At 29.1% G+C, this 12,251-nt stretch carries 9 protein-coding genes; 5 read left to right on the top strand and 4 right to left on the bottom strand.

Annotated elements, in window-relative coordinates:
• Window positions 1-58 precede the first annotated feature (58 nt).
• The 5 genes from GOY08_RS03165 to GOY08_RS03185 all read left to right on the top strand — a co-directional run bounded on the left by GOY08_RS03165 (window position 59) and on the right by GOY08_RS03185 (window position 6,016).
• Complete coding sequence (locus tag GOY08_RS03165) at window positions 59-1,309, top strand: pseudouridine synthase (RefSeq protein WP_158997113.1); 1,251 nt, start codon at window positions 59-61, stop codon at window positions 1,307-1,309.
• Complete coding sequence (locus tag GOY08_RS03170; protein ID WP_158997114.1) at window positions 1,309-1,761, top strand: NfeD family protein; 453 nt, start codon at window positions 1,309-1,311, stop codon at window positions 1,759-1,761. Before GOY08_RS03165 ends, GOY08_RS03170 begins: the two co-directional genes overlap by 1 nt.
• Window positions 1,762-1,782: 21 nt before the next feature.
• Complete coding sequence (locus GOY08_RS03175; RefSeq protein ID WP_202914013.1) at window positions 1,783-2,814, top strand: SPFH domain-containing protein; 1,032 nt, start codon at window positions 1,783-1,785, stop codon at window positions 2,812-2,814.
• An 85-nt stretch (window positions 2,815-2,899) separates the two neighbouring features.
• Window positions 2,900-3,766 carry a spermine/spermidine synthase domain-containing protein gene (locus GOY08_RS03180; protein WP_158997115.1) on the top strand — a complete coding sequence of 289 codons (867 nt, stop codon included), beginning with the start codon at window positions 2,900-2,902 and terminating at the stop codon, window positions 3,764-3,766.
• A gap of 36 nt (window positions 3,767-3,802) precedes the next feature.
• Complete coding sequence (locus GOY08_RS03185) at window positions 3,803-6,016, top strand: HEAT repeat domain-containing protein (RefSeq protein WP_158997116.1); 2,214 nt, start codon at window positions 3,803-3,805, stop codon at window positions 6,014-6,016.
• Between the two features lie 11 nt (window positions 6,017-6,027).
• On the opposite strand, the gene GOY08_RS03190 is transcribed toward GOY08_RS03185, so the two are convergent.
• From GOY08_RS03190 to GOY08_RS03205, 4 genes are all read right to left on the bottom strand, one after another.
• Window positions 6,028-7,392: a PorV/PorQ family protein gene (locus GOY08_RS03190; protein ID WP_158997117.1), complete on the bottom strand. Its 1,365-nt coding sequence runs from the start codon at window positions 7,390-7,392 to the stop codon at window positions 6,028-6,030.
• Window positions 7,393-7,677: 285 nt separating this feature from the next.
• Entirely contained in the window at window positions 7,678-9,042 is a 1,365-nt protein-coding gene (locus GOY08_RS03195; RefSeq protein WP_158997118.1) for a PorV/PorQ family protein, read from the bottom strand.
• A gap of 170 nt (window positions 9,043-9,212) precedes the next feature.
• Window positions 9,213-10,724 carry a methyl-accepting chemotaxis protein gene (locus GOY08_RS03200; RefSeq protein ID WP_158997119.1) on the bottom strand — a complete coding sequence of 504 codons (1,512 nt, stop codon included), beginning with the start codon at window positions 10,722-10,724 and terminating at the stop codon, window positions 9,213-9,215.
• Between the two features lie 21 nt (window positions 10,725-10,745).
• Window positions 10,746-12,245, bottom strand: coding sequence for a HAMP domain-containing methyl-accepting chemotaxis protein (locus GOY08_RS03205; protein ID WP_158997120.1), 1,500 nt, complete (start codon window positions 12,243-12,245; stop codon window positions 10,746-10,748).
• Between the last annotated feature and the right edge of the window lie 6 nt (window positions 12,246-12,251).

The raw sequence follows: 12,251 nt of genomic DNA on the forward strand, positions 1-12,251 counted from the left end.
AAACTCATTACTGGCCTATTGTTAGTAATGAGTTTTTTTCATGTTGGGAAACATTAAAATGGTTAAAGAAACAAAGATTGAGTTGGTTAGATTAAACGTTCTTTTGCAAGAGTATGGAGTCTCATCAAGAAGAAAAGCTGATGAGTTAATTGAATCGGGCAATGTACAAGTAAACGGTAAAATAGTTAAAACTTTAGGAGTAAAAGTAGAGAAAAATTCTTCTATTAGTGTTAACGGGAAAATATTAAAATCAATCCCAACCAAAGTAACATATTTATTTAATAAACCTTTTATGACTATTACTAGCAGGAAAGATGAAAAAGAAAGAACAACTATATTCGACCTTCCTGAGTTAAAAAAGTTACCTTTAAATGTTCAGTCTGTTGGAAGATTGGACTATCGTAGCGAAGGTTTACTTATCTTAACAAATGATGGCGACTTATCTCTTGCTCTATCACATCCCAAATATTCAGTTGAAAAAACTTATGCCGTTCTTGTTTCTTCTCCGTTTACTATTGAAGATTCAGAAAAACTAAAAAAAGGTGTTGAACTAGAGGATGGTATAGCTAAAGCTATTTCAGTAAAAATTGGTTCAAAAGAAAAGTTAGGTAATAGTTTAGGACAATGGATTGAATTAGTTGTAACGGAAGGTCGCAATCGTTTAGTTAGAAGGATGTTAGAAGCCATAGGGTTAAGTGTTGTTCGTTTAATCCGTGTTGCTATTGGAGATATTCGTTTACCATCAAAACTTGAAGCTGGTAAAATGCGTGTTGTTACTGATATTGAAGGTAAGTATTTATCCAATCTTAAAAAGAATATGTTACAAGAAATTAATGAAAAATCAAAATTTACTCTAAGTAAAGATATTCTAGAAAAAAGAAAACTAAAGAAAAAAGTAACTTTAAATGATATAGAATATGCGAAAGAAGCTGAACGTAGAGAAAAACGAGCTACACTAATATCTAAATTAAGAAAAAAAGAACTTGCACAAAATGAACAAAAAAGACATACTTGGAAAGTGAAAGATTCTAATAATTCTTTCACTGAAAAAAGGTTAGAAACCAAAGAAAATATCTATAAAACAGATAAAAAAGAAAAGAGGTTTAATAAAACTAAATTAGAGTTTAAACCTAAAGAACAAATAAATTCTAATATTGATCCTAAAAAAGCTATTTTTAAAGGAAAAGAGACTAGAAAATTAACTGATTTAGATAAAAAAGAATTTGAATTAAAGAAAAAGAGAAAAACTACTAATGATAAAAATAATTCTCGTAGTAGTGAAAGAAAAACAAATCAAAGGAAAAAATAATGGATTATGATTTATATTGGTTATATCTAATTATTGGAATATCTTTTCTTTTAGTAGAAATTTTTTCATTAACTTTTTATTTTTTACCTATCGGTTTAGCAGCTATACTAACTGGTATTTTTGCTATTTTTACAAATAATGTTTATTTTCATGTTGGATTATTTAGCATTCTAGGTATATTTTTGTTTTTCTTTATATCTAAATGGAAAAAATCACGATTTTTAAAACCAAAGGGTTCTCAACATATTGCAGGTTTGGTTGGGCAGCAAGGTATTGTTGTTGAAAACTATCAATCCCCGCAAATATCTGGAAAAGTAAAAATATTTTCTGATGTATGGGAAATATATTGGGACATTCACCAAGAAAATAGCTTACGCCAACTGAAAGAAGGTGATGTTGTTAAGGTAATCTCAGTAGAAGGAAATAAAATTAAAGTTGAAAAGTTAAGTTAAGTTTTTAATTTGGAGATATTTATGCAAGAAATGAATTTGATGCCAATGTTATTACTCATTGGTATTGTTGTGTTAGTTGTGTATATTTTTTCTCGTTACATTATTGTTATTAGGCAACAAGAATGTGTCATTATCGAAAGGTTAGGTAAATTTCACACAATTCTGAATTCGGGCCTTAATATTTTAATTCCTTTTGTCGACCAATCAAGACAGATATTATGGAGTCGCAATGGTGTTATTACAAATGTTGATAGAATAGATATGCGCGAAGTTGTTATAGATATTCCAGAACAAAAAGTAATTACCAAAGATAATGTTGGAATTATTGTTGATGCTATTATTTATGTCCAAATAACAGACGTAAAACGCGCTGCATATGAAATCCAATCTTTGCCATGGGCTGTTGCTCAGCTTACACAAACGACTTTAAGAAGTTTAGTAGGTGAAATGGATCTTGATCATACTTTAAGCAGTCGAGATACCATAAATTCCAGACTTAAAATAGTATTAGATGAAGCCACTGATAAATGGGGATTAAAAGTAAACAGAGTAGAATTAAAAAATGTTTCTCCACCACCAGATGTGCAGATGGCAATGGAAAAACAAATGCAAGCGGAAAGAGAGAGAAGAGCTAATGTACTTGCTGCTGAGGGCTCAAAACAAAGTCAGATTTTGAATGCTGAAGGTGAAAAAAGAGCTAGAATAGAACATTCAGAGGGCGAAAAACAAGAAAAAATTAATCAAGCCTTAGGCGATAAAGAGGCAATGATAGCTCGAGCGATAGGTCAAGCAAAAGCTATTGAAGATGTAGCTGCAGCACAAGCAAAAGCTATAGAATTTGTAAAAGATGCTTTTGGTTCATCAGATGTAGCAGCAAACTATCTTATTGCAATGGAATATTTAAAACGTTTTGGTGAAATGACTCAAAAAAATACAGATAAGGTTTTTATCCCATATGAAGCTACTTCTGTACTTTCTTCAGTTGGTGCAATTGGAGATATTTTAAATAAAGTTTCTCAAGATTCAGCAAAACTACCTCACCTAAAAAAATAAATTTTTGCTAGGAAAAAAAATATAAGGCAAAAAATTCTTATCTGTTCCTTTTCTTTTTCTTTAACATAGAAGAGGAGGAACTGCATTGAACTCACATAGCAAGTCTAATATTTGGATGACAGAGCATGTCTCAACAACTGAAATGTATCTTTCAGAGGTTGAAGAGGTTGTTTTTCAAGGAAAATCTAATTATCAAGAAATTACAATTGTTAAGTTAGTTAATGGATTTAAAGCATTGTATTTGGATGATCAATTACAATCTACAACCTATGATGAACAAATTTATCATGAATTATTAGTTCATCTTCCCTTTACAATTCATGGAAATCCTAAAAATGTTTTAATTATAGGAGCTGGAGAAGGAGCAAGTGCTAGAGAAGCTCTAAAGTGGAAAACATTAAATTCATTAACATTAATTGAATTAGATCCTGAAGTCGTAAATTGTTGTAACAAATTTTTACCTGAAATGAATGCTGGTGCATATTATAATGAAAAAGTAAAATTAATTTTTACTGATGCGGTAGAATATTTACAAAATTGTAAAGAAAAATTTGATGTTATAATTTGTGATTTATGCGATCAAGATCTTGATAGAAATGAAATAATAAATGAAAAATTTTTATTTCTTTGTAAAAAAATTCTAAATAAAAAAGGAAATATTTTAATTCAATCAGGTGAGTTACCTTACAAAAAAGATGATACTTTTATAAAATATATAAGTATGTTAAAAGATAATTTTAAACATTTAAAATTATTTACTACATGGATACCTTCTTATTGTAGAAATTGGGCTTTTATTGTTTTGCAAAACGAACCAATTAATTGTTTAAGTTTAGAAAAAGTAGATAAAATAATTAATAAAAATATACTAAAAGAACTTGTTTTTTTTAACGCTCAAACATACTTAGGAATATTTAACCCTCCCAAGTATGTGCAAGAATTTGAAAAGTAACTGGCATTTATAAAGAAAAAGTAAATGGGTTATTGAATGATTAATCGTAAAATTATATTTTTTTGTATATTAGCCTATTTATTTCAATTTGTTATTGAAGTAATAAATATTTCTGCAAACTCGTTTTTTATAGATACATTAGGAGCAGAAGAACTCCCAAAAGCTCTAATAATTTCATCTTTACTAACTCCAGTAACAATTTTATTATTAGCTCAGTTTGAGAAAATTAAAAATTCTAGACAATATAAAATAATTGTTTTTTTAATATTATCTTTAACATACTTAGGTATTAATTTTTATTATACTGCAACACCAAATTTTTATGAAAAAACTGTATGGATGTACCAAATTTTTGGTAATTTATTTTCCTTAATAAGTATAATCCTTTACTGGAATTTAATTAATTCTTATTTTTATGTATTTGAATCAAAATTGTTTTTTTCATATTTTATAATTTCAGAGGAATTTGGCGCGATTACTTCAGATATTCTAATTAATAAAGTTTTTTATAGTTTAAGTCTTTTCCAGTATTTTTTACTAGATATTTTTATTATTTCAATACTATTTCTTTCTTATTTATATGTATTTAGAATTAAAAAAATTAATAATGACGATACTAATGAAGAAAATCAAGTTACTGATAATGATGAAAAGATATTAAAAAATAAACATTTGTTTAATTTAGTATTCTTATATATAGTTGTAATTTGTTTATTCCATTTTATTACAGCTTTTATAACTTACCAATTTAATGTTGCTGCAGGTATTAGATTTGGAAATACAGAGGATCTCAATAAGTTTTTTTCTGAATTTCAATTATTTTCAAGTATAATGATTATTTTAAGTAGTTATTTATTAAGTAGATTTCTCTTTACTAAATCAAAAATAATTATCCAACATATTATTTATGGATGTTGTTTGCTTTCTTTGGTTTATTTGATGAATTTGGAATATACTTTTTATATTATAGCTGCTGTGGAGTTAGTAAAAGTTGTTTTAGAACACTCTTTATTTCAAACTTCTTATGAGCATTTTACTTCTTCTTTTACAGAGGTTGTTAGTGAAAAAATTCGCAATTATACCGAAGGTTTTTTTGTGCCTATGATTATTGTTGTTTCTGGGTTTTGCATGAATTTGTTTCCGACTAAATTTAGTTTTTATTATTTAAATTTTAATCTTTTAATATGTATTTCGATAGTAATATTTTTAGCATTTCTAATTAAAAAATATTACTATATTTATCACTTGAATATTGCAAAAAATAAAATAAGTAATATCCGCTCTGTCCAAGCATTAGGTGAAAAAAATAATATTAAAGCACTTGAAATACTGCAAAATAACTATAATAAAACAGATGATAAATTTATCAAAAAAAATATAGTTATCTCAATTGGCAAGATAAATAGTGAGAAATCAATTGATTACATATTTTCAGTGTTATCTTCAGGGGATGAATTTTTGCAAGCTGCTGCAGTAGACGCTCTGTTTGAGTATAAATCTTATAAAGTAGATTATTTACTCGTACAATTTATCATTGGACAACAAAATAAAAGCCTTTACATTAGACATAAAATAATTTCATTTATAAATAAAGTTTATAAAAATGCAATTGTCCCTTTTTTTATGCATTTACTGTATAGCGATGATCAAAGAGTTGTGGCCAATGCGGTAGAAAATTTTTGGGACATTAGAGATAAAAAAATAATTCCGTTTATGCTGAAATTTTTAACGCATAAAAGTAATAGAGTTAGAGCCAATGTTATTATCTTAATATATAAATTTGATATTTCTTATTATAATAAATCTTGTATAATAGCTTTACTTGCCTTAAAAAATTCAAAAGAATTAAATGATAATTTGTCTTTTGTTTTTGTTGTTGGATTTTTACGTTTGCAAAAATATTCAGATTCAGTCGAAAAAATATATGAGAGATTGAAAAATACTCCGTTATTTAAAGAAAGATTGGTAGAAAATTTTGCCTTTTCTTTTTCAGCCTTAGATAATCCAATTGGAGATGATCTTTTCCAGTTTTTATTTATGGATGCCCAAAAATTTCCTCAAACTTTACTCTATAAATTTCGTTTGCTTGATTTGGCAAATAGAATTAGAATTTTAAATACATTTATGCTTGGAGGATTTGGGCAAATTGTTGAACAAAATTTATTAGAAAATTTTAAAAATTCTATTTATGATTTCAGTTTTGAACTTGAAATGCTTGAAGAAATTATCAGTAAAAATGTGAAAGAATAATTTGAAATTATTTACATTTCTCCAGTAATAATTAAAGCAAATTGGTTTGTTGTCCATGATACGGAAGGATTTTTACCACTATTTGCGAATGCATCTTCTAGTTGATATTGCGCACCAGGTTTGCTTTGTTGATGCATCCATGTGAAACCATAAGTAGAATTCTTATTAATATATGATATTCCTATTGTATAACCGATGAAATTAACGTTTATGAATTGATCTTTTACTTTGGGATCACCACTCCAATTATTTGTAAAATAGCCAAGCCTTAAAGCTACTTTTTCAAAAAAAATGGTTTCTGAACCTAAAAAATAGTCGTATACTTCTTTGGTTTGATAAAAGGGGTTATTAGCTTGATTTGCTGAATAATATGCTATATCGGCAGTAAAAGTTTGAAATTCTAATGGATACAAAGCAATACCTAGACGAATCATATATGGTAATTCACCAAAGGGTTTAGTATCTTGTTTTACGGTAGTGAGATTTAAATATTGATCGTAAGGATATGTGCTATCTGGGCCTAAGGGAACAAAATTAGTGTCAGTTATTACTTGATTATCTACAAAAGTAGTATCTGCATCTTGCACCATGATAAATTTATATTTTCCAGACAAACCAAAAGAAATATAATCATTAGGTTTGTAAGCAATTCCAAGTCCACCTTCTATTCCCCGCACAAAAAAAGAACTCGTGTAGTTCCACATTTCATAAGTATAAAGTTGACTCCCCGGATTGTCAGGATCATCAAAAGGACCTCCAACAATATTTGCATTTTGAACTTCGGAATATTTTATATCAAAAAATGCAATACTCCCGCCAATACTCCATTTAGGAGTAAAGCGCACAGCTGCACCAAATGCATATTCATTTTCTGTAGAATTGGTCTTTTGGACAAAGCGGGTGCTTCTTTTTCCGTCATTGCTATAAGAATTTACTACGTTATCTATATTTACATAGTCTTTATTGTAAATTGCAAAAGCAAGAAAAATGGGTGTTTCTGTATCTAGGCGAAAAATACCTCCAAAATAACCATTTAATAAATCAGCATCTCCTAATTCAAATCCTGTACTACTGTCACTCAAATAACCTTGCTGTTTAATAGTAGATATATAATAGTTGGTTGTAGAAACACTTAATTGTAAATCTGGTGAAAAGCCCATTCCGCCAGGATTATAATAAATCCCTGCAGCACCAGTAGCTATGCCTGTATAGGCTCCTCCCATACCAGCAGGTCTTCCACCCATAATAAAACTATTGTTATGCCACCAGTCAGCATAGCTTGGAAAATGAAACAGAATATGCAAACAAAATAATATAATGTTTGTAAAAAAGAATTTCTTGCAACTTTTATTTTGCATAGTTCCTTTAATTTTCATACCTACTTCATAAAAAAAAGTTAGTACATTTTTTTATTTCATTCCCCTTTTTATGCTCAAAAAAATCTTTTAAATAGAAACTTAATTTTATATTTATTTTAGCCTGTAATGACAAGAATATGTGTGAAAAATTGTAGTAGTGAAAATATTTAATTGAGTAGTTACTTTTTTCCTAGTATGTACCCTAAATTAAAATTTTAAAAATACTAATTATGATTTTAATTTTGAATTTAAAATTATTAAAGAAGTAATTATTAAAAAGAGTTATAGAATAAATTCAATTTTTTACATTTCTCCTGTTATAATTATAGCAAATTGGTTTGTAGTCCAAGTTACAGAAGGGTTATTACTGCTACTAGCTAGAGATTCTTCAAGTTGATATTGAGCTCCCGGTTTACTTTGTTGATGCATCCAGATAAAACCATAAGAGGAATTCTTATTGAGATATGATATACCAACTGTGTAACCTATGAAATTAACATTTATTATTTGATCTTTTACACTTGGATCTCCACTCCAATTATTTGTAAAATAGCCAAGCCTTAAAGCAACTTTTTCATAAATAATGGTTTCTGAACCTAAAAAGTAATCAAATACTTCTTTGGTTTGATAAAAGGGGTTATTAGCTTGATTTGCAGAATAGTAAGCTATATCCGCTGTTATAGTTTGAAATTCTAATGGATATAAACCAATACCGAAACGAAGCATAGAAGGTAACTTACCAAAGGGTCTATCATCTTCTTTTATTGTTGATTTATTTAAATATTGATTAAAAGGATAAGTACTACTTGAACCTAAAGGGACAAAATTAGAATTAGTGATTACTTGATTATCAACATAAGTGCTATCAGCACCTTGAGCCATTATAAATTTATATTTTCCAGATAGACCAAATGAAATATAATCATTAGGTTTGTATGCAACTCCAAGTCCACCTTCTATTCCCCGCACAAAAAAAGAACTCGTGTAGTTCCACATTTCATAAGTATAAAGTTGATTCCCAGGATTGTCAGGATCATCAAAAGGTCCCCCAACAATATTTGCATTTTGAACTTCGGAATATTTTATATCAAAAAATGCAATACTAGCACCAATGCTCCATTGAGGATTAATACGCACCGCGCCACCAAATGCGTATTCATTTTCAGTTGAACTGGTTTTTTGAACGTAGCGCGTTTTATTTTTCCCATCGCTGCTGTAAGATGCTACAACATTATCAATATTTACATAGTCTTTATTGTAAATAGCAAAAGCAAGAAAAATAGGTGTTTCTGTATCTAGGCGAAAAATTCCCCCAAAATAACCATTTAATAAATCAGCATCTCCTAATTCAAATCCTGTACTACTATCACTTAAATATCCTTGCTGTTTAATAGTAGATGTATAATAGTTGGTTGTAGATACACTTAATTGTAAATCTGGTGAAAAGCCCATTCCGCCAGGATTATAATAAATTCCTGCAGCACCAGTAGCTATGCCTGTATAGGCTCCTCCCATACCAGCTGGTCTTCCACCCATAATAAAACTATTGTTATGCCACCAGTCAGCATAGCTTGGGAAACAAAACAGAATATGCAAACAAAATAATATAATGTTTGTAAAAAAGAATTTCTTGCAACTTTTATTTTGCATAGTTCCTTTAATTTTCATACCTACTTCATAAAAAAAGTTAGTACATTTTTTTTATTCCAATCTCCTTTTTATGTCATAGAAAATCATTTAAAATAAAAAATTATTATTCGCGTCTAATTTGTTTGTAATGACAAAAATCTTGGGAAAAAATATCGCATTGGAAAATTTAATTAAGTAGTTACTTTTTCCTAGGCAGTACCTTTAATTAAAACTTCAACATTTTTAGCTGTGGAGTCTAACTTTTCACTTTGCGATACTAAATTAATAGAAGACTCTTTTGTATTTGCAACTGCTAATTGACTTTTTTGTGTTGCTTTATCTATGTTTGCCATTGCTGTAGAAATTTGTCTAACTCCAATTTCCTGTTCTCTTGTGGCTTCAGAAATTTGCTGAATAACGTTTGCCATCGTTGAGATATCCTCAGAAATTTGATGGAATGAATCTTTTGCTTCAGCTGTTACTTTTTTACCCTCATCCACACGTTCTTTTGTCAATCCTAAAATTTTGTTAACTTGTTCCTGACTAGAAGTAATTAATTCCTGAATATCTTGCGCTGATTTTCCACTTATTTTTGCTAAATTACCAACTTCTTCTGCAACTACGGCAAAACCTTTTCCATATTCTCCTGCTCGAGCTGATTCAATGGAAGCATTTAACGAAAGAAGTTCTGTTTTGGAAACGATGTCATTAATTACGGCTGTTTTTGTATTTATTTGATTAATAATTTCAGCTATATTTTGCAATTGACTATTAGATTCTTGAATAGTTTCCATAGCGGCAACAAGTCTTTGCATAGTTTTTTGTGCTGTTTCTGTTTTTTCTGAAGCTGCAGTGGCAACGCTAGATGATTCTTTTGCGTTTTCAGCGGTTCTATTTACCATACTGGTTATTTCATTTATTGCAGCACTTGTTTCATGAATAGCAGCGGCTTGTTCAGTTACTGAATCAGATAAAACATTTGAACCTTGCTTTAAGCTATTTGCTATTTCACTTGCTGCTATACTCTGATTTTTTAAATTATCAATTGCCATATTTAATGAATTGCTTGTAGTACGAATTAAATTAATAATAAATAAACCAATAATTATTGATAATCCAATTACAATACTCATAGTGATTAATGTTAAGGATGTTAAACTTGCTCCCTGTTCTGTGGAAAGAACACCATTTTTGTAATTAAATTTACCTAACTCCCCAATTGCTTCCTCAAATTCAGCTGCATCTTTGCGAGCTTCTTTTAAGATAAATTTAACTGAACCTGGTTTATCACCATTTTTATTTATTTCGATAGCTTTTAAGCATGCTTTTTGGTAAGAATCCCATTTGTCATTAATATTTTTTAAAAGCCTTTTTTCTTCTTCACTATCAGCAAATTTTTTATGACTTTCCAAATTTTCTTCTATTGCCTTTGCATATTTATTAAGAGCATTTAAGTCTGATTCCAGTACTTTTGCTCCTTCATCACCTGAATAAATCATCGTATTAGATAATAAACCAATAATTCTTCTAGAATATTTACTCATTCCTTCACTCATTTTGCTACTCGATAAAATACTTGGCATCCAGTTTGTTCCCGTATCTTGAGCAAATTTCTGAGTCTTATTAATCATCATACTTGCATAAATTGCAGAAAATAAAATTAAAGTTAGAAGTACTAAAACAGATATGTTTAGTTTAAAGGAAAGACTTCTTTTTTTCATACAAACCTCAACAGTAACATATTAAATACTTCCCTGAATCAGTGAGTCAATTTCATTTGCAGTAAAATCAAGAGTTTTTGTTTGATTTAAGAGAATTTCAGCTGCTTCAGAGGTCGTCTTGACTGCCGCGTTACTTGTTTGAGTAGCTCTGTCAATATTTGTCATTGCAGTTGAAATTTGTCGTACGCCGATTTCCTGCTCTCTAGTAGCATCGGAAATTTGCACAATAACAGAAGACATATTTGAGATATCTTCTGAAATTTGTTGAAAGGCGTCTTGGGCTTCAGCTGTTACTTTTTTTCCTTCTTCAACCCTTTCTTTAGTTAATTCAAGAATTTTATTAACTTGTTCTTGGCTAGAGGTAATCAGTTCTTGAATTTCATTTGCTGATTTCCCGCTAATTTTTGCTAAATTACCAACTTCTTCGGCAACAACTGCAAAGCCTTTTCCATATTCTCCTGCGCGGGCTGATTCAATTGAAGCATTTAAAGAAAGAAGTTCTGTTTTAGATACAATATCATTAATTACTGCAGTTTTCGTATTAATTTGATTGATGATAGTTGCTATATTTTGCAATTGTGCATTGGAATCTTGAATGGTTTCCATTGCAGTTACTAATTTACGCATAGTAACTTGCCCATCTTCTGCTTTATTGGAAGCATTTGATGCAACTTCTGTGGATTCTTTTGCATTTTCGGCAGTACGATTCACCATGCTTGTAATTTCTTCTATAGAAGAACTGGTTTCATGAACTGAATTAGCTTGCTCTGTAGCTGATTTAGACAATTTTTGCGAATCATCATTTAACACATGCGCAATTTTATTTGTTTCTTTTGATTGTGATTTTAAATCTGCGACTGACTTTGAAATTGACTTCAATGATTTTAAATTAATTGTAAAAATAGTTAAAGTTACAATTGCAGAAAATATTAAAATTAATGTCATTGAAATATTTGTTAACTTTGTTAAATATGCTCCTGACTTTGTTGAATCATAAGCTCCTTTAGCGTTATAATTAGTAAGTTCTTCTAAGGCTTTTGTCGTTTGTACAAATAAGTTTAAAGTTTTTGAATTATAAGTTTCAAAAACAAGAGACGCTTTTCCTTCATCTAGATCTTTTAAGTCTTTGATTATTTCTTCATTTGTAGCTTTCCAAGCATTGCTTAAAGTATTAAATAAATTTTTTTCTTCTGCATCAGAAATAAAATTTGGATACTCTCCCATTTTTTTCTCTAATGCTGAAATAAATTCATTTAATTTTGCCTTATCACTTTCAATTTTTTCTTTCTCTTGATTTGTTAGATAGTTCCCAATAATAGTTACATGTCTTCTTGAAATTTGTCCAATATTTTCTGAAATTCCAGCGAGTAAGTTAACACTTGGCAACCAATTTATACCTGTTTCATGAGCGTATTCTTGCGACTTATTTATCATTAAAATTGAGTACAAACCTGAAATTAAAATTGAAGATAAGAGAATTATAGTGGCAATATTTAGTTTAAATGCAAAACTTCTTTTCATAAGTTA

It is taken from the genome of Pigmentibacter ruber (genome assembly GCF_009792895.1).
Classification (GTDB): Bacteria; Bdellovibrionota_B; Oligoflexia; order Silvanigrellales; family Silvanigrellaceae; genus Silvanigrella; species Silvanigrella rubra.